The 24,623-nt window shown below is 36.1% G+C and carries 21 protein-coding genes and 1 other annotated feature; of the genes, 13 read left to right on the top strand and 8 right to left on the bottom strand.

The genetic code is table 11. The features are described 5' to 3' along the window. Positions 1-241 precede the first annotated feature (241 nt). Positions 242-452 (top strand) — a binding site (T-box leader). 143 nt (positions 453-595) lie between these two features. Together proB and G9F74_RS21505 are read left to right on the top strand one after the other, a co-directional pair. Beyond that, positions 596-1,699, top strand: coding sequence for a glutamate 5-kinase (proB, locus tag G9F74_RS21510; RefSeq protein ID WP_000744733.1), 1,104 nt, complete (start codon positions 596-598; stop codon positions 1,697-1,699). Positions 1,700-1,804: 105 nt separating this feature from the next. Next, a complete protein-coding gene (locus G9F74_RS21505; protein WP_016108649.1) occupies positions 1,805-3,052 on the top strand; it encodes a glutamate-5-semialdehyde dehydrogenase in 1,248 nt (415 codons plus the stop codon). 80 nt (positions 3,053-3,132) lie between these two features. Here the strand turns inward: G9F74_RS21505 and G9F74_RS21500 are convergent, their stop codons facing one another. Together G9F74_RS21500 and G9F74_RS21495 are read right to left on the bottom strand one after the other, a co-directional pair. Then, positions 3,133-4,326 carry a nucleoside transporter C-terminal domain-containing protein gene (locus G9F74_RS21500; RefSeq protein WP_000545491.1) on the bottom strand — a complete coding sequence of 398 codons (1,194 nt, stop codon included), beginning with the start codon at positions 4,324-4,326 and terminating at the stop codon, positions 3,133-3,135. 212 nt (positions 4,327-4,538) lie between these two features. Then, positions 4,539-5,774, bottom strand: a complete 1,236-nt coding sequence (locus G9F74_RS21495; protein ID WP_016108648.1) for a helix-turn-helix domain-containing protein — start codon at positions 5,772-5,774, stop codon at positions 4,539-4,541. A gap of 136 nt (positions 5,775-5,910) precedes the next feature. On the opposite strand from G9F74_RS21495, the gene G9F74_RS21490 reads away from it, so the two are divergent. Further along, complete coding sequence (locus G9F74_RS21490) at positions 5,911-8,202, top strand: glycoside hydrolase family 3 C-terminal domain-containing protein (protein ID WP_016108647.1); 2,292 nt, start codon at positions 5,911-5,913, stop codon at positions 8,200-8,202. A gap of 457 nt (positions 8,203-8,659) precedes the next feature. On the opposite strand, the gene G9F74_RS21485 is transcribed toward G9F74_RS21490, so the two are convergent. Further along, a complete protein-coding gene (locus G9F74_RS21485) occupies positions 8,660-8,974 on the bottom strand; it encodes a hypothetical protein (protein ID WP_016108646.1) in 315 nt (104 codons plus the stop codon). A gap of 256 nt (positions 8,975-9,230) precedes the next feature. Between G9F74_RS21485 and G9F74_RS21480 the strand changes: the two genes are divergently transcribed. The 6 genes from G9F74_RS21480 (at position 9,231) to G9F74_RS21455 (ending at position 14,186) form a co-directional block, all read left to right on the top strand. Further along, on the top strand, positions 9,231-10,274 hold the full coding sequence (locus G9F74_RS21480) for an ArsR/SmtB family transcription factor (protein WP_016108645.1): 1,044 nt from the start codon (positions 9,231-9,233) through the stop codon (positions 10,272-10,274). 57 nt (positions 10,275-10,331) lie between these two features. Continuing rightward, complete coding sequence (locus G9F74_RS21475) at positions 10,332-11,546, top strand: MFS transporter (RefSeq protein WP_016108644.1); 1,215 nt, start codon at positions 10,332-10,334, stop codon at positions 11,544-11,546. A gap of 97 nt (positions 11,547-11,643) precedes the next feature. Next, positions 11,644-11,970 carry a heme-degrading monooxygenase HmoA gene (hmoA, locus tag G9F74_RS21470; protein WP_000469501.1) on the top strand — a complete coding sequence of 109 codons (327 nt, stop codon included), beginning with the start codon at positions 11,644-11,646 and terminating at the stop codon, positions 11,968-11,970. A 69-nt stretch (positions 11,971-12,039) separates the two neighbouring features. Continuing rightward, positions 12,040-12,747 carry a nucleotidyltransferase family protein gene (locus tag G9F74_RS21465; protein WP_000572074.1) on the top strand — a complete coding sequence of 236 codons (708 nt, stop codon included), beginning with the start codon at positions 12,040-12,042 and terminating at the stop codon, positions 12,745-12,747. Between the two features lie 226 nt (positions 12,748-12,973). Further along, positions 12,974-13,369: a VOC family protein gene (locus G9F74_RS21460; RefSeq protein WP_016108643.1), complete on the top strand. Its 396-nt coding sequence runs from the start codon at positions 12,974-12,976 to the stop codon at positions 13,367-13,369. Between the two features lie 313 nt (positions 13,370-13,682). Beyond that, positions 13,683-14,186, top strand: coding sequence for a GNAT family N-acetyltransferase (locus tag G9F74_RS21455; protein WP_000127211.1), 504 nt, complete (start codon positions 13,683-13,685; stop codon positions 14,184-14,186). 122 nt (positions 14,187-14,308) lie between these two features. Here G9F74_RS21455 and lsrF read toward each other — a convergent pair whose 3' ends face one another. From lsrF to G9F74_RS21435, 4 genes are read right to left on the bottom strand one after another with little or no spacing between them, the layout of a single operon-like run. Further along, positions 14,309-15,091 (bottom strand): 3-hydroxy-5-phosphonooxypentane-2,4-dione thiolase, encoded by a 783-nt coding sequence (gene lsrF / locus G9F74_RS21450; protein WP_016108642.1) that lies wholly within the window; start codon positions 15,089-15,091, stop codon positions 14,309-14,311. Positions 15,092-15,097: 6 nt separating this feature from the next. Beyond that, positions 15,098-15,460 carry a cupin domain-containing protein gene (locus G9F74_RS21445; protein WP_001224016.1) on the bottom strand — a complete coding sequence of 121 codons (363 nt, stop codon included), beginning with the start codon at positions 15,458-15,460 and terminating at the stop codon, positions 15,098-15,100. 25 nt (positions 15,461-15,485) lie between these two features. Beyond that, positions 15,486-17,048, bottom strand: coding sequence for an autoinducer-2 kinase (gene lsrK / locus G9F74_RS21440; protein ID WP_016108641.1), 1,563 nt, complete (start codon positions 17,046-17,048; stop codon positions 15,486-15,488). Beyond that, a complete protein-coding gene (locus G9F74_RS21435) occupies positions 17,048-17,998 on the bottom strand; it encodes a sugar-binding transcriptional regulator (protein ID WP_002048403.1) in 951 nt (316 codons plus the stop codon). The genes lsrK and G9F74_RS21435 overlap by 1 nt, the downstream gene beginning before the upstream one ends. A 271-nt stretch (positions 17,999-18,269) precedes the next feature. On the opposite strand from G9F74_RS21435, the gene G9F74_RS21430 reads away from it, so the two are divergent. Genes G9F74_RS21430 through lsrB form a run of 4 tightly spaced genes read left to right on the top strand, consistent with a single transcriptional unit; the run spans position 18,270 to position 22,727 of the window. After that, entirely contained in the window at positions 18,270-19,751 is a 1,482-nt protein-coding gene (locus G9F74_RS21430; protein ID WP_016108640.1) for a sugar ABC transporter ATP-binding protein, read from the top strand. Next, positions 19,748-20,701, top strand: coding sequence for an ABC transporter permease subunit (locus G9F74_RS21425; protein WP_000827681.1), 954 nt, complete (start codon positions 19,748-19,750; stop codon positions 20,699-20,701). Before G9F74_RS21430 ends, G9F74_RS21425 begins: the two co-directional genes overlap by 4 nt. Further along, positions 20,698-21,687 carry an ABC transporter permease gene (locus G9F74_RS21420; RefSeq protein WP_000683486.1) on the top strand — a complete coding sequence of 330 codons (990 nt, stop codon included), beginning with the start codon at positions 20,698-20,700 and terminating at the stop codon, positions 21,685-21,687. Before G9F74_RS21425 ends, G9F74_RS21420 begins: the two co-directional genes overlap by 4 nt. Continuing rightward, positions 21,684-22,727, top strand: coding sequence for an autoinducer 2 ABC transporter substrate-binding protein LsrB (lsrB, locus tag G9F74_RS21415; RefSeq protein WP_016108639.1), 1,044 nt, complete (start codon positions 21,684-21,686; stop codon positions 22,725-22,727). The genes G9F74_RS21420 and lsrB overlap by 4 nt, the downstream gene beginning before the upstream one ends. Positions 22,728-22,788: 61 nt before the next feature. Here the strand turns inward: lsrB and G9F74_RS21410 are convergent, their stop codons facing one another. Continuing rightward, entirely contained in the window at positions 22,789-24,291 is a 1,503-nt protein-coding gene (locus G9F74_RS21410) for a malate:quinone oxidoreductase (protein ID WP_016108638.1), read from the bottom strand. Between the last annotated feature and the right edge of the window lie 332 nt (positions 24,292-24,623).

Genomic DNA, 24,623 nt, shown 5'->3' with positions numbered 1-24,623 from the left:
AAGAGAATATATTCCTTTTTGCAACACTAAAAGATAAAAATTAACTATATTCGACATTATGTAAATATATACACTATAATTTAAGGTTTTATGCTTATGAATATGAGTTAAACTTATATCAATTTTTATTTTCATTCAGTAGGGCGATAATTTCATAACAGTAACTTGCGGCTCTATTTATTTTTAAAAATACCTCTTGACACCGAATCGAACTATATCGCATAATATAAAAAAATCAGATCGAAAATCGTTGAAGGGAATTAGTACATATGTCTTCTTACGAAAGAGAGTGGAATTCACCGGCTGAAAGATTCCTCGTATAGAATGTATCGAACCTATCCCTGAGTCTTAAATGAAAGTTTAGGCGTTCGCCTGCGTTATAGGCGTCAAGTGGATATCTATGTATATCAATCAAGGTGGTACCGCGGAACAATGACCGTTTCGTCCTTATTATTTTATTAAGGGCGAAGCGGTCATTTTTATTTTGCTCTTTCATACTACAGGGCAGCATGGATGAGAATAAATATAGCTGCAAACTGAATGAATAGAAATGTAATGTATAAAAACTTTGATTTTAGACTTGGGGGTTACAAAAGTGAAAAAACAACGAATTGTTGTAAAGATAGGGAGTAGTTCCTTGGCAGATAGTCATGGAGGCATTTCTAAAGAACAACTTTCAGATCACGTTGCCGCATTGGCACGACTGAAACAGGAAGGGCATGAAGTTTTGTTAATTACATCTGGAGCCGTCGCAGCAGGTTTTTCTGCTCTTGGGTATCCTAGCAGACCAGTGACAACTAAAGGGAAACAGGCTGCAGCAGCTGTCGGACAAAGTTTATTAATGCAGGCGTACACAGAGGAGTTCCGTAAATATGATATTGTTACTGCACAACTTTTATTAACGAGAAGTGATTTTTCTAGAAAAGAACAATACAGTAACGCGTACGCTACTTTAGGAGAGCTACTAAACCGTTCCGCTCTTCCTATCATCAATGAAAATGATTCCATTTCTTTAGAGGAGCTGACGTTCGGTGATAATGATATGCTGTCAGCTTTAGTAAGCGGACTTGTGTCGGCAGATATGCTTATGATTTTTACGGATGTGAACGGTTTATATGACAAAAATCCTCAAAAAAATACGGATGCGAAAAAATATTATTTTCTTCCTGAAGTTACGGAAGAAATCGCTTCTCTTGCTGGAGATGCTGGTTCAAAACTTGGAACTGGCGGTATGAAATCAAAAATCGATGCTGCAAAGACGGCACTATCTCTTGGAGTGAGTGTATTTATCGGAACAGGACGTGGACAGGAAAAGTTTTTAGATGTTTTGAAGGGCAAAGGTGATGGAACGTATATCGGTAATGCTCCTCAAAAAGTAATTAAAATGAACAAGCAATGGATCGCCTTGCATTCGCTTGTTAGCGGTCAAATTGAAGTAGATGCCGGGGCAGCTACTGCTATCATTCAACATGGAAAGAGCCTTCTTCCTGCTGGTGTTACAAATGTGTCAGGATTTTTCCAAGTGGGTGAAGTCGTGGAAGTAATTACGCAACAAGGGCGCGTAATAGGAAAAGGACAATGCACATATAGCGCGGAGGAACTAAGGAATTTAAAAGGTATGCAAAGCCAAGATATTCAAGCAAGAGGCGAAAGGCATAATTATGAAGTCATCCATAGAGATCATTGGGTTTCATTTTAAGAAAAGAGAGCACGCAAATTTGAATGGGCAGGTAAGTTTTAGATACTCGTGTTAAATGGTTCTCAAATAATATACTGATTAACCTTTAAAAAGGAGGAAATAAAAATGAATGAAGTGTTGGCAAAGGGGAAAAAAGCGAAAGAGGTTGCTAGAGAACTTGTGCTTACATCTACAAATCAAAAAAATGAAGCACTTACCGCAATTGCTGATCAGTTGATAGTAGAAACAGCTTATATTGTAGAGGAAAACAAACGGGATATTGAAGAAGGTAAGGCAAAAGGATTTTCTGAGTCACTCCTTGATCGTCTTATGCTGAATGAACAACGTATCATTGATATGACTGAGGGAATTAAGCAGCTAATTGATTTACGTGATCCTGTTGGGGAATGTGTAAGTGCATGGGAAAGACCAAATGGACTATCTATTCAGGAGATGCGAGTACCACTTGGTGTTGTCGGGATGATTTACGAGGCAAGGCCGAATGTGACAGTAGATGCTGCTACAATTTGTTTGAAAACAGGAAATGCAGTCATATTGCGTGGTAGTTCTTCCGCTATCCATTCTAATAAAGCGATAGTTGCTGTAATTCACCGAGCGCTCAAACAAACGAGCTTGCCTCAAGAAAGTGTACAGCTCATAGAAGATACGACGCGGGATAGCGCGAAGCAGTTATTTACATTAAATGACTACTTGGATGTTCTTATCCCAAGAGGTGGCAAGCAATTAATCGATACTGTAGTAAGAGAAGCGTCTGTTCCAGTACTTGAAACAGGTGCGGGAAATTGTCATATTTTCATTGATGAAACAGCGGATAAACAAATGGCATTTAATATTATTATAAATGCAAAAACGCAGCGTCCATCTGTATGTAATGCAATTGAAACGATTATACTTCATGAAAAGTGGGCGCAGCAATTTGGTAGCGAACTGTTTTCTTTATTGAAGGAAAGAGGCGTGGAGCTACGTGGTGAGAAGAAAGCATTGGCAATTGATTCTTCTATTGCATTAGCTTCAGAAGAGGATTGGGAAACTGAGTTTTTATCTCTCACGCTAGCAGTTAAAGTCGTTTCTACAGTAGAAGAAGCGATTCATCACATAAATACGTATGGATCCATGCATTCCGAAGCGATTATTACAGAGAACGAGGAAAACGTCAGCAAGTTTTTCACATCCGTTGATGCCGCAGCACTTTATCATAATGCATCGACTCGTTTTACGGATGGATCTGAATTCGGATTTGGCGCAGAAATTGGCATCAGTACGCAAAAGCTACACGTAAGGGGACCAATGGGACTTCCTGCATTAACTTCTACAAAATATGTGATTCGTGGGAATGGACAGATTCGGGGATAAAAATTATAAAGGAAAAAGTGAAATAATAACGAAAGACACCCAATTTCATTTAGGTGTCTTTCGTTATTATAAGTATTGATTTACCACACAAAAAGCCCCACGAGCATAGCGCTTAACAAGGAAACAGCCATTCCGCTAACAAGAAGCTTCCAAACATTTTTACCGATTATTGATGATTTTTCTCCGCCAAATAATGAATTGTAAGTTCCGTATATCATACCTACTGTACTAAAGTTAGCAAAAGAGGCTAGAAATGTAGTTGCAACAGCAATCGTATGCGGTTGTAAAGACTTTAAGTTTGATTTTAAATCCATCATGGCAACAAATTCATTCGTTGTGATTTTGATTCCCATTAATTCAGCTACATACATAGCATCTTTACCTGTTAAACCGAGTAAAAAAGCAAAGGGGCTAAAGATAATGGAGAAGATTTTTTGAATTGTTAAACCTGCTACAAAAAAGCTTAAAATACCATTTAAACATGCTGTTAAAGCTACATATCCAATTACCATAGCTAAAATAACGATTACCATATTCATTCCGACTAACATACTGTTTGAAATAGTAGAAAAGAAATCTTTTTTTTCATTTTTTGAAGGTTTATAAACAACATCTTCTTCTTTCGTAACTTCAATAGGATTTAAAACATTAGCTAAAATTAATGCGTTAATACAGTTTAAAGGAATAGCGCTGAAAATATATGTTGCTGGAACCATTGATAGATAAGCACCAAGAATGGATCCGCTGACACTACTCATACTCATAATTCCAAAAGTCAACAAACGATTTTCTTTTAAAACAGATAATTGATCACGAACAACCGCAAGTGCTTCCGTATTTCCTAAAAACATCATTTGAATGGAAAAGAAACTTTCTAACTTTGGTAAACGAGAAATCTTAGAAATAAGTGCACCAACTTTATCAATGATCCAAGTTAAGACTCCAAAGTAGGAAAGGATATCAAAAAAAGTGATAACAAAAATGATAGGAAGTAAGGCGCTAAAGAAGAAATCAACTGTTTGATTTTCCATAGCTGAAGGAAATGCAAAACGAATACCTTCATTCGCGCACGATAGTAGCCAACTGAAAAATGACGCAATTTTATTAATAATAATACTGCCCAATTTGGTGCCTAACATAAACCACGTAATAAAAAGCTCCAATATGATTAGAATAACGATTGGTCTCCATTTTATTTTTCTTTTATTAGGCGAACAAAGGAAGACGATTAATATTACAACAAAAATCCCTAACATATTTAATATGAAATGCATGTCAACAACTCCTTGAGGCTTATTATTTGTATATAAAAAAGCCTCTATTCTTCCAAATTTGGATTATAATCAGGAGTTATGAAGAATGTGAATTATGTTTAGCATTCATCTATTTCAATTAATGTACTAACAATTAATGTTTTCGCTTTATAAAGTATATGTATTAGGAATGTAAAGCAACAAATTAAATCTATTGACGGAACGGAGGATAACTAATAACTGCATCCATTTTTAAATTGTTTAGGCGAAATACCAGTATGTTTTTTAAATACCTTTGTAAAATGACTTTGGTCGTGAAAATTTAGTACTGTAGAAATTTCGGATATAGAATGTCTCGTATATGTCATTAACTTTTTTGACTCATCGACTTTCGCACGCTGAATATATTCATTTAAAGAAATTCCAACTTCTTTTTTGAAAAGGGAAGATAAATAAATAGGGTTTAATGTGACTATTTCTGCAAGGATATTTAGTGTAATATCACCATAAAGATGAGTGAATATATAATTCTGACATACGTTTATATGTTTTGAATGTTGCTGCACTGTACTATTTTTGACACGTTCTGCAAACTCAAGTAACGCATTCTCTAAAAAAGGGGGAATTGCTTCATTTTTATGTATTTCTTCGAGTTTTTGTATAAATAAATCACTAATAGTATATGCGATTTCAGGGAAAACTCCACCTTCAATAGCAGATCTAGTTGCAAGTGTAATAGCTGCAATGGCAGAATTCTTTTGGCTTCGCAGGTGACTTGTCTTTGATAACACCCCAAGTTCTCCTGATTCAGGTAATCTCCTTAGATTTTTAATTAACTCCTCCTTTTTCCCTTGCTTAATACATTCAAATATTTTCCTCTCGGCTAGTGGATCGATATGAGTTAATGTACTTTGTCGTTGCTCTGATATATGTACATCAGGCTGTTCAATTTCGAATTCCGCCTTTTTTATTAGCATGTTTTTTTGCAGTATATCAGCTATGTCCAACTGTTTCTGATATAGCATGTAATAAAGCACTAAACTTACATTTAAAAAACTCATATTATTTAATACGGGTAGAGAACGATAATATCGAATCATTTCTTCTTTGTTTATTTTTAGTTGAAGATCATTAACAATGCCATTAATTGATGTTTCTGATAGCCTGGAATAAAGGACTGGTCCAACAATTATATTCCCACTAATTTGGTCGTTCAAACGCAGATGAATTGCGAAAAAGTTTTCGAGAAAGGCGGTCTCTACTAGTGACGGAAAAGTATAGGAAGGCTGTTCCTTATATAGTTCATTCAGTATTGCCTCTTTGGAAGAATACATAGGGTTATGCAGAATATTGGACGAGATTTCAAATACTAAATCTCCTTTGTTAGTAAGAAAATAGATAGGTGTTTTATGTAGATCAAAGACTAGCTTACAAATATAATATAGATCTTCTCGTTTGGAGCAATTCATTATTTTAACCTCTATTCTTTAAAAAACAGCTAAAATTTTTACAAGTAGTCTAAAAAATATACCATAATATCTGAAAGATAATAACTATAATATCATTAAGAAAGCGTTTACTTATATGTTTTTTAGGAGGGCTATCATGAAAAGAGATATTAAGAAAATCATTTCTGAAATGACGCTAGAAGAAAAGGCAAGTCTATGTTCTGGATTAGACTTTTGGAATACAAAAGGGATTGAACGATTAGGGATTCCATCAATTATGGTAACTGATGGACCACATGGTCTAAGAAAACAGGCAGAGGGAGCAGATCACTTAGGGATTTATAACAGTATTCCATCGACTTGTTTCCCTTCAGCAGTAGGGCTAGCAAGTACATGGAATAAAGACTTAATACATGAAGTAGGAGTTGCATTAGGAGAAGAATGTCAGGCTGAACATGTAGGTGTTCTCCTTGGACCAGGTGCAAATATTAAACGTTCACCGCTATGCGGAAGAAATTTTGAATATTTTTCAGAGGACCCGTATTTATCATCGCAAATGGCTATAAATCATGTTAAAGGCGTCCAAAGTCAAGGCATTGGAACGTCATTAAAGCATTTCGCAGCTAATAATCAAGAGCATCGCAGAATGTCTGTAGATGCAATTGTTGATGAAAGAACTTTACGTGAAATTTACCTTGCAAGCTTTGAAGATGTTATTAAGGAAGCACAGCCTTGGACAGTAATGAGTGCTTACAATAAAGTAAATGGTGAATACGCTTCGGAAAATAACTATTTGTTACATGATATTTTAAAAGATGAATGGGGATTTGAAGGCTTTGTCGTATCTGATTGGGGCGCAGTGAATGAACGTGTTGCAAGTTTAGCGAACGGTTTAGAGTTAGAAATGCCTTCAAGCTTTGGAATTGGTGAGAAGAAAATTATTGATGCAATTCATTGTGGTGAGCTAAGTGTAGAAAAGCTTGATCAAGCAGTTGAGCGTCTTCTTTACATTATTTTTAAAGCTTATGATAATCAATTAGAAAACGCTACGTATAGTAAGGACATGCATCATCAGCTTGCAAGGGAAGTTGCAAGTGAAAGTATGGTTATGTTACAAAATGAAGATTCCATTCTTCCGCTAAAAAAAGAGGGGACGGTAGCGATAATTGGAGAATTTGCAAAGCAACCACGTTATCAAGGCGGCGGAAGCTCTCATATTAATCCAACAAAGCTTGCAAGTATTTTTGAAGAACTTGAAATGGTATCAGGTGAAAAAACGAACATTTTATTTGCACAAGGCTATGATCTTGCAAGCGATGACGTAGATGAAAACTTGATTAATGAAGCAAAAAAAATAGCTGAGAGCGCAGATACAGCTGTCCTTTTCGTTGGGCTTCCAGATCGTTATGAATCAGAAGGCTTTGATCGAAAACATTTACAAATGCCAGAAAATCACGTGCAATTAATTGAGGCTATTGCTGAAGTTCAAAGTAATATCGTTGTAGTTTTAAGTAATGGTGCGCCAATTGAAATGCCATGGATAGGTAAAGTAAAAGGAATACTTGAAGGCTATTTAGGTGGCCAAGCATTAGGCGGAGCAATTGCTGATTTATTATTTGGTGATGCGAATCCAAGTGGGAAGCTAGCAGAAACATTCCCGGAAGTTTTAAGCGATAATCCTTCTTACTTAAACTTCCCGGGTGAAGGTGATAAAGTAGAATATAAGGAAGGTGTGTTCGTTGGATACCGTTATTATGATGCAAAAAATATTGAACCATTGTTCCCATTTGGCTTTGGGTTAAGTTATACAAACTTTGAGTATAGTAAACTTTCAATAAGTAAAAACGAGATAAAGGATACGGATACTGTTTCTGTTCTTGTAAACGTGAAAAATGCTGGTAGTATAGCTGGGAAAGAAATTGTTCAGCTGTATATAAAAGATGTTGAAAGTAGTATGATTCGTCCTGAAAAAGAATTAAAAGGATTTGAAAAAGTAGAGTTGCAACCGGGAGAAGAAAAAACGGTTAGTTTTACTTTAAATAACAGGTCATTTGCTTATTATAATGTTGAATTGAAGGACTGGCATGTTGAAACAGGTGAATTCGAAATTTTAGTAGGAAAGTCTTCAAGAGAGATTGTTTTACAAGATAACATATTCGTTCAATCAACGACTATAATTAAAAAAACAGTGCATCGGAATACGTTACTAGGGGACATATTTGCGGACCGAATGTTAGCACCAATTGCAAAAGAGCTTATGGAAAAAGCATTAAAAGACAGCCCGTTTGCAAGTATGGCTGAAGGGGATAGTGATGCCTCTGAAATGATGGATGCTATGCTAAATTACATGCCGTTACGAGCGTTAGTAAACTTTAGTGCAGGCGCATTTACAGAAGAAATGTTAAGTGAAATAATTGAGCTATTGAACGATGCGCAAATGAATCAATAAGCGGCGCATGTGAAGAAGTTAGATGGGGGATTACGGTCTGGAAATACCCGATTGGTTTGGGCTAATATTTTATACTATTAATAAACATAGATTTACAAAAAAGCAAATGAGAGCGAGCATCTCATTTGCTTTTTTTGAATTTATTCAGCTAATGTAAAATCAAATAATTGTCCATTATCTACAGCAGGCCCATTTAGTTCTTTGTAATGTGGGACATTGATATAAAAAGGTCCTTCGGTAGATTCCCACTTATTATCTGTAGCAATAAAAGTAATTTTATAAAATCTAACGTTTTCACTTCTTTCGGTTCGTATCTAGACTACCTCTGTTACGATGCTATTTTTCTTATTACTTTATCTTGGGTAATAGTAGTAATTACGGGAGAGAAATTGATGTAACAGTTAACTGCGTTCAATTGTTTGGTGGCATGTTAAACTTAAGCAATTTTAATCATTATTTATAAATAAGAACGATGAGTTGGCCATGAACCTTGGAGTTTCCGAAGTTGTATAATTTGTCCTGTATGATAAGCATCGTGCAAAAAGATATTCATATATTGTTGCCAAACAGGTAGAGAAGGAATCGGTTGATCCAGTTCTGCTTCTTGAAGAGATGTTAATGAAGATTGTAAGGCATCATGTACTTGAAGCGTTCGCTTTACTGTTTGTTGCCAAGTATACTTTTTTAATTCTTTTTTAATAAACATCTTTTGTACTCTTAACTTTAGTAATTGCAAAAATAAACATACGCTTTCTACATTATTTTTCTCCATGTAATACATTCTCCTTTCTCTTCAATATGCCTACCCTATAGTAGAACAAGAATATGAACTGCAACGTATAAAAGAGCTAAAAAAAGGAACCTCCATTATTAATAAGGTATTTAACAATCGGCGTTTTAATGGAGTAAGGATTAAAAAGATTATCATAGTCTTTAGTTTTCGGTAATTGTAATATAATTCTAAAAATATAGAAGGTATTATTCGATAATTGTAGAATTAAATATATAGCAAATAAGGAGGGGATCAAATGGAAGTCTTTCATGTAACGAGTAGAAAGAGGGAAACGTACCATATTCAAATGAAGTATTCGATACTTTTCGAATGTGCACTTGGCATTGCGGCAATTACTCATAAAAGGTTAATAGACACACTTGAAAAATCCCAAAGCGAATGGGAAGAAATTAGACAATCATTAACAGAAGAAATGAGGGAGCACTTACAGTTTGTAGAAGAGCATAATACGTGGAAAGCGCTGCTTCAGTTGTTGTATGAAGGAGATTTTCAAAATCTATCACAGTTTATTGCGAATATCGATTCGCTTTCAGAAGAAGATTTAAAGTATATATGTTTACCCTTTATAGGAGAGAAGTATGAAGAAAAAAGACGTTTAGCAGGAAATGGAGACGTAACTGCAATACAAAAATTAAAGGAACTGACAAAGGATCATCAGTTTTTCTCTACGTATATTAGCTTTATATGTAATAGTGATATACAAGAACTAAAGGACCATTTTATCGCTGTTATGACAGGATGGTATGAGAGTGTTATTAAAAAAGAGGAAGAGCAATTACTTTCTATATTAGAGCGAGACTATGAAGCAAAGAATGAAATGAATAAAAAGATGAAACCGGAAGAGTTTGTCGAGTGGGCGACTGGTGGCGTTAACTATATGCCAGAGCCAAGTGTTCATTACGTACTTCTTATCCCGCAACTGACGTACAGGCCGTGGAATATAGAAGCTGATATTGAAGATACGAAAGTGTTTCATTATCCTGTCGCAAATGAAAGTATACATCCAGAAGATCCGTATGAGCCGAATTATTTTTTAGTTCAAAAACATAAAGCACTTGGGGATGAAGCGAGATTACGAATTGTAAAAATGTTGTTTGAAAAAGAACGTACATTGCAGGAAATTACGGAAAGACTGCAACTTGGTAAATCGACAGTGCATCATCATTTAAAATTATTACGTTCGGCTAAGTTAGTTGATATACATGACGGAAAATATGTATTGAGAAAAAAAGCAGTGCAGTCGTTAGCGAAAGAATTAGATGTATTTTTAAATAGATAATATACAACGAGAATGTACATAAAGGGAGGAATTAAATAGAAAAGTTGGTGAGCTATAGTGAAGAGTGTATTGAAAAATCGTTCATTCTTTTTTATGTGGATTGGTAGCGCAATTTCGGAATTAGGCGGAGCTTTCGGGACGTTGTGTAATTCAATTCTTGTTTATGAGTTAGCGGGATCAAAAACAGCATTAAGTAGTATGTGGTTATTATATTTTATCCCATCTCTCATACTGCAACTAATAAGCGGACCATTTATTGATAAATGGAGCCGAAAGTGGATTATGATTTTTTCGCAATGGATGCGGGCATCTGTTTTCTTACTACCTTTAGTCATGGTAGTTACTAGTAATATAGAAGTTTGGCACGTGTATGTCGTTCAAATTATAATTGGGCTCATTACACCGCTTTATACACCTGCAAGTCAAGCAATTACACCGAGCATTGTAAGTAAAGAACAGCTTCAAGATGCAAATGCGTATATTGATGGAATGACTCGTCTTATGATGTTTCTTGCGCCACTATTAGGTGGTATCGTTATTACATTCATTGGAATCAAATTAACAATGTTGTTCGTTTGTGTTTGTCTATTCATTAGTGGGGGATTGTTACTTTTCATAAAAGAAAAAAGAGTAAAACAAGAATTGAGAAAAACGTGGCTAGAACAGTTTCTTCACGGTTTTACATACTTTTTCACAAAACCAATTATCGTTTGGCTCGGTGTATTTTTTACTTTCGTACAGTTTGGAGTAGGGGTAACGATGGTTACAAATCTTCCTTATATAAAAGACGAGTTGTCCGCAGGATATGCGGAGTTTGGTTATTTTATGGCTGGTTTCCCGCTTGGCTATGTAGTTGGATCTATACTAGTCGGAAAAGTAACATATAAAAGCCGGCGTATACTTATGCTTGGTGGATTGTTTATAGGAGGGCTCACATACATTTCGCTAGGGTTCAATCATAGTATAATAATTGCGGTAATAACTGAAGTGATTGCAGGTGTTTGCATCGCATTTTTCAATGTTCATAACACGACAATATGCCAACAAACTGTCCCGAACAATATGATAGGAAAAGTATTTTCAGTTCGACTATTTTTCATACGATCCGCTATGCCGTTAGGTGTGTTAGTAGGAGGCATACTAAGTGAAATGTGGGGAGTTAGAGCACTATACTTTATCATCGGTGCGATTATATGTGTCACTTCTTTAATAGGAATATTACTCCCATATTTTAAATTTTTAGATGAGGCAGTTGAAGAGAAAACAGCATAATTCAAAAGATTTAAAACTTTATAATTGAAAATAATTATCATAATCAACTATAATAGAAGAATACTAGTATTCGAATTACAAAGAGGGAGTGGGATATATGTTTATCGAAACGAAAACATTTACTGTAAAAGAAGGTACATCAAATATAGTTGTAGAACGTTTCACTGGAGAAGGTATAATTGAAAAATTTGAAGGCTTCATTGACTTAAGTGTTCTTGTGAAAAAAGTAAGACGCGGCGATGAAGAAGTTGTCGTTATGATTCGCTGGGAATCTGAAGAGGCATGGAAAAACTGGGAAACGAGTGAAGAACATTTAGCTGGACATAGAGCGGGCCGTGGTAAACCAAAACCAGATCATATCATTAACGTTGAACACGGTGTTTATTATGTGAAATCATCGAAAGCGGCTTATCAGCAGTCGTAAAATATAAGCAGAGGATACATGTTGTAGAAATTAACATGTATCCTCTTTTTTAGTACTGGAGGGATGTAAGTGATAGAAAACCTTTCATTTATTACATATGAAAAACATAAAGAAATAGTGGAAATAATTTTAAACGAATGTTTATCTATAGAAAAAGTAACCGGATTTATGCTCATCGGTTCTGTCGCAAGAGGTGATGCATATCCTGATTCGGATTTAGACTTATATATTCTTTTAGAAGACGGACAAAAGAAGCGATTTTATTCTGAAATGAGAGAAGATATTTTAGTTGAATATAAGTATGCTGATTTTAATCAAATACAAGTAAACTTTAAAAATAATCAGATGGAACTATATTCATTTTTAGAAGGGAAAATTTTGTTTGATAAAAGCGGTGAATTGAAAGAATTAAAGGCAATAGCAAAACAAAAATTTGAAAACTATCGAGTTGCTAGTGATAAAGTAAAGGGCATTTCTCATTGGTTACATAGTTCGCTAATTAAAATTAAGACTGCTCTGAAAGCAAAAGATGAGTTAAAAGCATCATATATAGTTCAAACATCAACTTGGACATTGTTAGAGGGAATATGGGCTATTAATAACAAGCCAGTACCTTCAGCTGGATCTGTTTTGAAGTATATTGAAACATTATCCAAAGTACCAACTCACTTTGAAGATTTTATAAATAAACTGTTTTTAGGTGACACGACAGAGCGAATCTCTTCAGCAGTTTTCTTGATTGAGTGGATTTTAATTCATTTGGAGAATAAACAATAGAATACGATTGTTAAATTTTATTGGTAAATAGATATTCCGTTTCGAATCGTTCGTATAATTTCATTCACTGTATCTTAAAAGTTGCATTGAAAAAACGTTCTAGACGATAGAAAAAAGTATTAAACTATTAAAAAATGAACACTTGAATACAACCTTAAACATTCGGGTGTTATTAATATGGGTCAATATACTTCTGTATAGCCCCTGTTTAAAAGGAGATGTGTGAATGAAGTTGAATCATTTGAATTTATGTGTTGATGATTTATTAGAAGCGAGACATTTCTTTGAAACTTTTTTTGATTTTCAATTTTTGGAGCAAAAAGGAAAGGCACTTGTAGTGATGAGCGATGAGAGTGGATTTATACTTGTATTAAGTGATCCAAAAGCATTCAAGGGGAATAAGGACGTTACGTATCCAGAAGCTTTTTATATTGGTTTTTTAGTGGAAACTACAAATGAAGTTGATAAATCATATAATCGTTTAGTAGCTGGGGGCATTGAAATAGACAAGGCACCTTATGTGATGAGAGGTAGTAGTTATGGTTTTTATTTTACAATGTTTAATGGATTGTTAATTGAAGTATCGTGCCTTGACTATAAAGATGGTAAGAAAGTTCGATAGCAATAAGAGAAATTGTTTTGAAGATGTGAATATAGCCCCTTATCCAGTTTGGAAAGGGGCTTGAGCATTTTATTTATATGATAAGTGAACATCAAAATGTTTATAAACTAGAGGGTATTCCTCTTAAACTAAATATTATAGATTTGAAATAAAGTTTCATAACAAAGTCTATTTTGCAAAGGAATTGCTTATGCATAAAATACCAATAATGTATACTGATACAAGAAAATTTAGAGAATTAAGCAGGTTTCCCATATGGTGCAGTACGAAACTATTATAAGTAGTACAGTGAAATAAATAGGAGGTTTTCATTATGACAGCTTCATTTAAAGCTATGGCGTTCCAGTTGAAAACGGAACGACTTGACCTGAATATGTGGGAGGAATCCGATGCAGTCTGGCTTAGAGAACTAATTGGTGAACGTGGAGTGGAAATGCCAACCGTTGAATCTGTTCGTAACGATCTTATTGAGAAGCGCAAGAAAGCAACCGAAAATGGCATATCCCTTCTCACGATTCGTAGACGAGACGAAGACGATTTCATCGGATACTGTGGCTTAATTATCGGTCGTTCCACGCTTGAAGAGCCGGAGATTGCATATGAGTTGTTCCGCAGTGCTCATCGCATGGGTTATGCGACAGAGGCGGCATCAGCAGTACTGGAGGCTGCGATTGCTACGGGTCGCAAAAGACTTTGGTCAACTGTAGGTGCTTGGAATACGGCGTCCTTCCGGGTATTAGAAAAGATAGGATTTAAGCGGCATCACAGTACGTTTGGTGAACGAGGTGAGATTGTTTGGAACGTACGCGATCTGTAGAAATCGGATTAGATTCGGAACAATTAAAAATGTAAAAGAAAGCCCATATGTTAGATATGGGCTTTTCCTTATAGTAAATATTAATTTTGTATATATTTAAGTGTAATAGTCTATCTTTTACCTTAGTTTTTTACATCATCATATAATTCCAGCGCCTCTTTCACATTCAATCCGTTCTTCACAATACCATGAATCGCTTGAATCATTGCAGCTGAATGTTCAGATTGCCATATGTTTCGGCCCATATCTACGCCAATTGCACCTTCTTGCAGTGCATTGTACGTAATGTTTAATGCGTCCTCGATTGAATCTAGTTTCGGTCCACCGGCGATGACGACTGGGGCAGGGCATGTGCTCGTTATTTTTTCGAATCCTTCGCAGTAGTACGTTTTAATAATGTCAGCACCCATTTCAACACATACGCGGGAAGCGAGTGCGAGGAAGCGTGCCTCTCGTTTTTGTAGTTCTTTTGCGACCGCGGTAATGCCGAGAACTGGTAATCCGTAATCATGAGCTTCTGAAACTACGTTTGCGAGATTTGAAACCGTTTGTGTTTCATAGTCTGATCCAACAAAGACAGAAACGCCGACGCCAATTGCGTTTTGTTTTACTGCTTCTTTCACAGGTGTAACAATAGTTTCGTTCGCTAAATCTTTACCGACGACAGTAGCTCCGCCAGATACACGCATAACCATCGGTGTGCTGCAGTTTTCAGGAATACAAGAGCTAAGTACACCTCGCGTTAAAAAAAGGGAATCTGTATAAGGAAGTAAGTTTTTAACTGTTTCTAATGGTTGTTCTAGTCCGTGAATCGGTCCTAAAAAATAGCCATGGTCGATCGCTAACATAACCGCTCTTCCATCAGGTAAAATTGTATTTAATCGATTTTTAAATCCCCAAGTCATTCGAAATCACTCCTTCGTTAAAGTTGGATTTTCCGTTTGTACAGTATCTTTATTTGGTAAATGTGGTGACTTTATAAAAACAGCTTTAAAAGGTTTGTCAGAATGGTTAATAAGATAATGAGATTCATGAGGACGAACTTGTAAGACATCACCTTGTTTAATTGGAACTCTTTCATTATTTACATAGAAGTCTATTTCTCCTTCTAATGCATAAAAGACTTCCTCGCATGTTGTATGGTAATGATTTTGAAACTCTTGCCCAGGCTGAATGACAACAAGGCCAAGATCAATATTTGGACCTTGTATTAAATATTTCGGCCCGTTATCACCGAAGCGATAGGAGAAATCATTTTCATTCGCTTTTCGCATACATTTCACTCCTTTATGTAATGTGTTACAGTGCACCTGGTGCGATCCACATATGTGATGTAAGTCCTATATCAGCTAAAGTGAGCTGACTGTCATACACAGTTTTCCAAGTTTCATAGAACGCCTTATATAGTTCGTGATTTTCAGTAACTGGTTCGAATGTGTTTTCCCACTGTACAAACTGTTCGGCAGTCTCTCCTATAGATGAATATATGCCAACACCAACACCAGCAGCAATCGCAGTTCCTAAAGCAGCTGCTTCTTTCACAACAGGTACTTTAACAGGAATTCCGAGTACGTCTGAAAGAATTTGTGGCCAAAGTTTTCCTTTAGCGGCGCCGCCAGCAAAAATAACTTCAGAAGGGAACGTACCAGTTAGATTTTCTATTAATTTTAAGTTACCAAGTGTAACGAAGGCGGCATTTTCTTCGATAGCGCGGAACATTTCTTTTTTTCCACATTTGTCAGCATCTAAGCTTAAATTTAAAAAAGAAGGTGCGGCATGACGCCAAGAAATGTAGTTCATGACGTTTGAAAAAGTAGGGATAATGCCATGTGAACCGACCGGTACGTCTTTCGCTTGTTCTTCTAACAATTCATAAGCATCTACACCGAGTTTTTCTGCAAGTTTCTTTTCTTCTTGGCAAAAGGCATCTCGAAACCAGCGCATAACGAGACCTGGGAAAAAGGCAATCGTTTCATATTGCCATAGGTTTGGAACGACGTGGCAATTTACGCGAATCGCAGCATGCGGATCTGTTATTGGTTTAGTAATATTCACTTCTTGTTGCCAAAAGCTGCCCCCGCATATTAATGTTTGATTAGGCTTCACGACTCCAGTTCCGAGTGATGCCATTTGAGCATCTCCGCCCCCGGCGATTACAGGAATTCCTTCGCGTAAACCAGTTAATGCTGCACACTCTTTTGTAACATTACCAATCACGGTGCCAGCTTCATTTACTTTTGGTGAAAACGGTAAAGTTATCCCGCACTCTTTAGCGACATCGTTATCCCAAGTTCTATTGTGTAAATCAAAAATTCCGGACGTACAACCGTTTGAAGGGTCGATTTGCAGTACGCCGCTTAATTTATATAAAATCCAATCATTTAACATCGTAAAAGAATGAATATTGCTATAGACTTCGGATTCATGTTTTTTAATCCAAAGTAGGCGAGGTAAAGCACCTAATGAAAAAGTTTGACCAGATTTTGTATATAAATCTTTTTCAAGATGTGACCGAATTTCTTTTAGTTCACTAACTTCAGCGGATGCGCGCCCATCAACATTTGCACAAGCCCATATTTCTTGCCCATCTTTATCATATAAAACAAAACCTTCTCGCATACTAGTAGCGCTAATAGCTTGAATAGAAGAAGGAGAGGTATTACTTTTTTGTAGAACTTCTTTCGTGCACTGTTGTACTAGCTCCCAGTTTTCAATTACATCAAAATTCATAGAGCCTGGGTAAAGAGGATCGGTTTTATGAACCCATTCTTTTTGACTGACCGCAATTTGATTACCGAGTAAATCAAAAAGTACAGCTCGAATACTTCCCGTACCAGCATCAAAAGCTAATAAAGTAGACATTAACAATCACCATCCTTTCGTAATAAGGAGAGGGCTGTTTCCTCATCTGTAATTAATGTATGAATGAACTTTCCTTTTAAGGCACCATAAATTGCATCTATCTTTTCTGTACCTCCAGCAACACCAATGACATGTTTCATATTGCGAAGAATAGAGAGCGGCGTACCAATAAGACGATTGTGATGTGGAAGCTCCAATAAATCGCCATTCGTATTATAAAACTGTCCTAAAATATCGCCAGTACCGTTTTGGCTACGAATATATGTCATTTCACGTAGTGTTAATTTTTCTTCTCTCACAATGGTAGCATCTTGAGATAACCCTCCAATACCGACAACTGCCGTTTGTGCAAGTGAAGCGACATGAAGCATATCTTTCACACTCGGTTCTGATAAAATACTTTTTGCCATTTCAGTAGTAGATGCAAGAAAAGGAGTGGGGATAATATGAAGATCACCTTGCATGTAATGTAAATAATTTTGTTTTCTTGGGAGGTAGTGGTTGACTCCGCCTGTTAGCGTTACGATTGAAAGATTAATAGAACTTTCAAAATGAATGTTTTCTAGCATTTTGCTAATCGTTTCTCCCCAGCCAATACCGAGTAAATCGCCTTGCTGGAGCTGAGTCTCTAAATATTGTGCAGCAGCTTTTCCGAGAGAAGTGGCATAATTGTCTATTGGAGTAGGGATAATGAAAGCATCTTTTAGGTTGAATTTTTTCATTAGGTCACGCTCAATGCTCAAACAGTGTAAACCAGTCCCTTTTACGTGAAAAGTAACGATTCCTTCACTGCGCGCCTTATCTAATAACCGAACCACTTTATTTCTTGAAATGTGAAGAAGTGAAGCGATTTCTTGTTGTGTTAATTGATCTTTATAATAGTACCAAGCGACTTTTGTTAACAAATTTTCTTCAAAGTTCAGCTGTGGCATACTCTTCATCCCTTTCAACAATTGACCAATGCTTAAACATATGTGCCACATATTTTGTTTATTCCAGTTGAAACGATGAAACGTCTGGTGAAAAAAGTGTTCTAGATATGAAAAAAGGAATATACAATGCTACAAAACAAGTAGAACAAATAATCATTTTCTCAAAAAATGTTCTGCATAAAGTGAAACTGTAATTAGTGGGGGGGGTTATTCATTCCACTGATTTTCAGCCCGCACCAATCGGGCATGAACGGGTAGTAAATAGCGGGATAAAGGCAGGTGACATCATGTGGAGAACATACCCTTATTACAAGTAAAGAAAATGAGGAAGGCGTTTTCAAATCAACTTGTGCTAAAAGAAGTGAACTTACAAGTAGAGCGTGGAGATATATACGCTTTAGTTGGGGGAAATGGTGCTGGAAAATCAACATTAATGAAAATATTAACGGGGTTATATTCGTATGATAGTGGAGAAATGTATGTAAAAGGAAAGAGGCAACAATTTTCAAATCCGTCAGAAGCACATCGAGAACGTATGTATTTAATACCACAAGAACCACTCATTTTTCCGCATATGACTATTGAAGAAAATATATGTATTGGGCTAAACAGAAAGAAAAAGGAACTGAAAGTAAAGATTCAGCAATTAATGGACAGTTTAGGTTGGGATATTGCCCTTTATGAGCTAGGAGCATCGTTATCCATTGCGCAGCAACAATTAGTAGAAATCGTTAGGGGATTAATACGAGAAGCCGAGATTCTTATTTTAGATGAGCCAACATCGACATTAACAACTCACGAAATGAAGAGTCTTTTTGTGTTGATGAAAAGTTTACAAGAAAAAGGAATTGGGATGATATACATTACGCATCGTTTTCCAGAAATCTTTGAAATTGCTAATAAAGTAGCGATATTACGTGATGGAATGATTATAAGCCAAGGGGATGTATGTGACTATACTTATGACATGCTGATGGAGGGACTATTGCCAAAAGGATATAAACAGGAAGAAAAAAGAGAAGTAGTTCAAGAGATAGAAAGGACGAAAAAAATATTAGAAGTAACGAATGTAACTGGCCACGCATTTTCAAATATATCATTCGCTGTACACGCTGGAGAAATTGTAGGTATTGCTGGCATCGTTGGATCAGGTAGAACTGAATTAGCAGAAGCGATATTTGGATTGAAATCTATAAAAACAGGGTCTATTTTATTAGAAGGAAAATCTATTGATACATTTTCTTTGCATAAAAGGCTAGGCGAAGGACTCGTTTATGTGCCAGAGGATAGAGCGAGGAATGGGATTTTCTCAATCGCATCTGTTACAGAAAATATTACAGCAGCATGTTTACAGCAAAATAATCGTTTTTTTATTAGCCGAGAAAAAGAAAGCGCTTTAGCGAAGTCGTATATAGACCAGTTTCGAATTGTTGTGCCAAACATGAATGAAGAACTGGCATCTTTATCAGGAGGTAATCAGCAAAAAGTCGTGCTTGCGAAATATTTAGCATGTAACCCAAAAATTATTATTCTCGATGAACCGACGCGCGGAATTGATGCAAAAGCAAGACTTGAAGTGTATGAGGCGATAGAAAAAATGAAAGGGGAAGGACTCGCCATATTAATGATCTCTTCAGATATTGAGGAAATTGTCCAATTTTCTAACCGTGTATATGTAATGCGAAATGGTCAATTTGTTTCTCATTTAGAGAAAGAACAAATGAGTGTAGGTGAAGTTACACGTCTTGCATATGGGGGTGTAACGGAATGAAACGCATGTATAAAATGCACGAAACGTCTATCATACTGTTACTACTTATGTATATAGCCATTGTCGGAATGATAAATCCTAGTTTTGTTCAGTTTAACTCGTTATCTTTAATGATGAAATCAAGCGTTATTTTAGTCGTTCTAGCAATTGGCCAATCTTTCGTCTTATTTACGAAAAATATAGACGTATCAGTTGGCTCGATTATGGGATTAAGCGCAGCGGTTTGCGGAATGTTGTTAACGAACGGGTATAGTGCATTCTTTTCAATTGTTGCTACTATGATACTTGGCACTATTATCGGTTTCTTAAACGGGATTGGCGTTGCGAAGTTTCGGGTACCAGCCATTATTATGACATTAGGCATGCTAGGAATTATTAGAGGTGCAATGTTAATCTTCACAGGCGGGAAGTGGATTGAAGATATTCCAAACGATTTTAAGCAGCTGTCATCTATCGTCATACTTGGTCTACCGATAACTGTATGGATTGTTCTTATTATTTTACTACTACTCTATTTCTTTTTAATGAAAGTGCCGTACGGAAGATACTTTTATGCGGTAGGTGATAATGAAAATGGTGCAAGACTCATTGGGATACCTGTTAATAAAGTGAAGATAAATGCGTTTATTATATCGAGCTTAAGTGCGGCACTTGCTGGTTGCATTTTTGTTATGAATATCGGGTTCGTTCCAAATCAAACAGGTACAGGAATAGAACTACAGGTTATCGCAGCTGCTGTGCTAGGAGGAATTCATTTAAAAGGGGGAACAGGTTCTATATTTGGGGCCGCATTAGGTGCATTATTTTTAGAAGCAATAAGCAGTTCACTCGTCTTTTTAAAAATACCAGCATTTTGGAATAATGCTATTTCAGGATTTTTACTATTACTTATTATTATATTAGATAGTGTAATGAAAAAGTGGAGAGCAGAAAGGAGGATGAATATATGAAGCATGTTTACAGATGGGAAGGTGTTCTAATCGTATTCCTTCTTATAGAATTCATTCTCTTTAGTTTTCTAAATAGTGATTTCTTCAACGTTAGTAATCTCCTTTTTAGTACAAATGATTTCCTATTTATCGCAATCGCGGCGATACCAATGACTTTCGTTATTGTAACAGGAGGAATTGATGTATCGGTCGGCTCAATAATGGGGCTCACTTCGATTTTGATTGGTGTACTTTGGATGAGCGGAATACCTATTTTGTTTGCTGTCATAATCGCCCTAATAATAAGTTGCTTAGCAGGCGCTTTAAACGGAATCATTATAAAAATGACAGGTGTAGAACCACTTGTCGTTACACTCGGAACGATGTTTTTATACGGAGGAATTGCACTCGTCATTTCAGGAGGTGCGGGCGCTTCTGGATACGAAGGAATAAGTGGTTTACCTGATGCGTATGTGCAACTGGCAAATGGTAGTTTAGTAGGAATACCTAATCTATTATGGATCCTAATCGTATTAACTGTTTTATGCACTGTATTGTTTCATCGTACCATATATGGGCGCCACGTAAAATTAACAGGCGCAAACGAAAATGCAGCGAAATACACCGGAATCAAAACGGAGAAAGTAGTCATCATCGCTTATATAATTTCTGGGTTAGGAGGTGGATTAGGGGGAGCTTTCTTAACTGCATATTTTGGTTCCGCACGTGCTGATATGGGAAGTGAAACAATTTTACCGATCATTACAGCAGTCGTATTAGGCGGGACACTTATTACAGGGGGAAAAGGAAGTATTATCGGTACTGTACTAGCGAGTGTATTTATAGGACTAATGCAGTATGGCTTGCAAATGACAGGCTTAACTAATGAACAATCCAATGTAGTGATTGGTATTATCCTTATTCTTTCAGTTATTATGAGACATTTCAAAGTACATCCATTCTTAGCGGGAAAAAGAAGAAATTTGCATAAGGGGGAAATGTCATGAAGAGAAAACTGGGGATTGTTATTATTGTATGTATTTGTTTAATCGGTTTAATTGCTTGCTCTAGTCAAACAGCAGATAAGAAAAAGGCTGATGATGTAAAATTTGCATTCATCCCGAAATTAACTGGAGTTGGTTTCTTCACATCAGGTGGTGAAGGCGCGAAAGAGATGGGGGATAAGCTAGGTGTACAAGTAAAATATGATGGACCGTCTGAAGCGAGTGTATCAGGACAAGTAAAATATATAAACAATTTTATTAACCAAAACTATGATGCACTAATGGTTTCTTCTACGTCGGTGGACGGCCTATCACAATCACTGCAACGTGCTAAGAAAAAAGGGATGACAGTGTTAACGTGGGATTCTGATGTGAATCCGAAAGATCGTTCTTTTTATATAAGTCAAGGAACACCAGATCAACTTGCTAATGTATTGATTGAAATGACTTCAAAGCAAATTGGAGATAAAGGAAAAGTAGCATTCTTTTATTCAAGTCCAACTGTAACGGATCAAAACCAATGGGTAACGAAGGCGAAAGAAATAATTAAAAAGAAATATCCGAACTGGGAAATTGTAACGACTCAGTATGGTGAAAATAATGCGCAAAAGTCTTTGTCAGTAGGGGAGAACATATTAAAAACGTATCCTGATATAAACGCAGTCATTTGTCCAGATGCAACAGCACTTCCAGCAATGGCACAAGCAGCAGAAAATTTTAAAATGGATAAAAAAGTAGTTGTAACTGGATTTTCTACGCCGAACGTTATGCGTGATTATGTAAAACGAGGAACAGTACAACAATTTGGATTATGGGATGTAAAACAGCAAGGGGCTCTCGCAACATATGTAGCAAATGAAATTGTTGTAAAAGGGAAGAAGTTAAAAGTAGGGGATAGCTTCGAAGTAAAAGGTATCGGAAAAGTGAAAGTAGAGCCTAACTCCATACAAGGATATGACTATGAGGCAGAAGGAAACGGAATTATCGTATTACCAGAGCGAGTTGTCTTTACGAAAGATAATATTGATAAGTATAATTTTTAATGAAGAAAAAACGTCCGAATATATCGGACGTTTTTATTATGTCATTTTGTGAATGTATTCATTAATTATGAACAGTTTCTTTTTCGTTTAATCCAAGTGTACGTCCAGTTGAAGTGTGTAAATCTTGGAATAGTCTTGGATTTTCAGTAAGAGAAATGCCATAAGAAGGAATCATTTCTTTTATTTTTTCTTCCCATTCTAATATACGATCAGGGAAACATTTTTCTAATACTTCAAGCATGACGTGAACGGCAGTAGAAGCACCTGGTGAAGCACCTAGTAATGCAGCGATTGATCCGTCAGCTGCACTTACAACTTCTGTACCGAATTGAAGTGTGCCTTTACCGCCAGCATCAGTATCTTTAATTACTTGTACACGTTGCCCAGCAACTACAATATCCCAATCTTCACTTTTTGCGTTCGGAATGAATTCGCGTAATTCTTCCATACGTTTTTCATGTGATAACATAACTTGTTGAATTAAGTATTTTGTTAGTCCCATTTCTTTTACACCAGCAGCTAACATCGTTAAGACGTTATTCGGTTTTACAGAACCGATTAAGTCAAGATTTGAACCAGTTTTTAAGAATTTAGGTGAGAACCCTGCGAACGGTCCGAACAGTAAAGCTTTTTTATTATCTATATATCTCGTATCTAGATGAGGTACAGACATTGGTGGAGCACCAACTTTAGCTTTACCGTATACTTTTGCATGATGTTGCTCAATTACTTTTTGATTTTTACATACCATAAATAGTCCACTTACTGGGAATCCACCGATATGTTTTGATTCAGGAATACCTGTCTTTTGTAGTAGAGGTAGGCTACCGCCACCGCCACCGATAAAGACAAATTTTGCAGTATGATGCTCAATTTTACCACTATTCATATCGTGTACTTTTACTTCCCACAAACCATTTTTCGTGCGTTTAATATTTTCGACACTATGTTTGTAGTTTAGCTCGACATTTTTCGTTTGTAAGTAATCAAACAACATACGTGTTAATGCACCGAAGTTAACATCTGTTCCAGAGTCAATCTTCGTTGCAGCCATCGGTTCATTAGATGTACGACCTTCCATAATGAGAGGAAGCCATTTTTTTAATGTTTCAGGAGCATCAGAAAACTCCATTCCTTGAAACAGTGGATTTTTTGAAAGCGCTTCAAAACGGTTTTTTAGAAACTCTACATTTTTTTCCCCTTCTACTAAACTCATATGAGGAAGTGGCATAATAAAATCTTGTGGATTACGAATTAATTTGCTTTTTACAAGATATGCCCAAAATTGTCTTGAAAGCTGGAATTGCTCATTCACTTTTACAGCCTTACTAATATCTATAGATCCGTCAGATTTTTCGGAAGTATAGTTCAGTTCGCATAGCGCAGAATGCCCTGTACCTGCATTATTCCATTCGTTAGAGCTTTCTTCCCCGGCACTTGCGAGTTTTTCAAAAACTTTAATTTCCCATTCAGGTGCTAATTCTTTTAGTAATGAGCCTAACGTTGCACTCATAATTCCTGCACCAATTAAGATAACGTCTGTTTTTTGCTGCATGTTGCTCATGATAATCTCTCCATCCCCTATATTGGCAAAAAAGAGTAGGTGTTTTCTATGTCTAAGCCGTAAAAGAGAAACACCGCCTAGGCCCCACCTAGGTGTATACCTTTTTTGTCTCAATTATATAACCATCTCATACTCTATTATAATAATTAATAGACTAAAATATCTAGTGTTATCTGATAATTTTAAACTATTTAACGTTTTATTTGCCAAAATTCTTATTTAACAAGCACTTTTCAGTTAATGAATAGAAAAAAATTACAGTTTGAAATTATCTCGAAAAAGCTTACGTATCCTTAAGTGACTAAATCGAGTACCTTTTTATGGGATTTTCT

The sequence above is a fragment of the Bacillus sp. EKM202B genome (assembly GCF_011066025.1).
In the GTDB taxonomy this organism is placed as follows: domain Bacteria; phylum Bacillota; class Bacilli; order Bacillales; family Bacillaceae_G; genus Bacillus_A; species Bacillus_A toyonensis.
The sequence above is the reverse complement of the archived record's forward strand: the minus strand, read 5'-3'. Positions and strand labels throughout refer to the sequence as shown.

Coding starts and splice junctions, on each gene's coding strand:
- G9F74_RS21505 (WP_016108649.1), top strand. CDS start 1,805: ATGAATGAAGTGTTGGCAAAGGGGAAAAAAGCGAAAGAGGTTGCTAGA.
- G9F74_RS21500 (WP_000545491.1), bottom strand. CDS start 4,326: ATGCATTTCATATTAAATATGTTAGGGATTTTTGTTGTAATATTAATC.
- G9F74_RS21495 (WP_016108648.1), bottom strand. CDS start 5,774: ATGAATTGCTCCAAACGAGAAGATCTATATTATATTTGTAAGCTAGTC.
- G9F74_RS21490 (WP_016108647.1), top strand. CDS start 5,911: ATGAAAAGAGATATTAAGAAAATCATTTCTGAAATGACGCTAGAAGAA.
- G9F74_RS21485 (WP_016108646.1), bottom strand. CDS start 8,974: ATGGAGAAAAATAATGTAGAAAGCGTATGTTTATTTTTGCAATTACTA.
- G9F74_RS21480 (WP_016108645.1), top strand. CDS start 9,231: ATGGAAGTCTTTCATGTAACGAGTAGAAAGAGGGAAACGTACCATATT.
- hmoA (WP_000469501.1), top strand. CDS start 11,644: ATGTTTATCGAAACGAAAACATTTACTGTAAAAGAAGGTACATCAAAT.
- G9F74_RS21460 (WP_016108643.1), top strand. CDS start 12,974: ATGAAGTTGAATCATTTGAATTTATGTGTTGATGATTTATTAGAAGCG.
- G9F74_RS21455 (WP_000127211.1), top strand. CDS start 13,683: ATGACAGCTTCATTTAAAGCTATGGCGTTCCAGTTGAAAACGGAACGA.
- lsrF (WP_016108642.1), bottom strand. CDS start 15,091: ATGACTTGGGGATTTAAAAATCGATTAAATACAATTTTACCTGATGGA.
- G9F74_RS21445 (WP_001224016.1), bottom strand. CDS start 15,460: ATGCGAAAAGCGAATGAAAATGATTTCTCCTATCGCTTCGGTGATAAC.
- lsrK (WP_016108641.1), bottom strand. CDS start 17,048: ATGTCTACTTTATTAGCTTTTGATGCTGGTACGGGAAGTATTCGAGCT.
- G9F74_RS21425 (WP_000827681.1), top strand. CDS start 19,748: ATGAAACGCATGTATAAAATGCACGAAACGTCTATCATACTGTTACTA.
- G9F74_RS21420 (WP_000683486.1), top strand. CDS start 20,698: ATGAAGCATGTTTACAGATGGGAAGGTGTTCTAATCGTATTCCTTCTT.
- lsrB (WP_016108639.1), top strand. CDS start 21,684: ATGAAGAGAAAACTGGGGATTGTTATTATTGTATGTATTTGTTTAATC.
- G9F74_RS21410 (WP_016108638.1), bottom strand. CDS start 24,291: ATGAGCAACATGCAGCAAAAAACAGACGTTATCTTAATTGGTGCAGGA.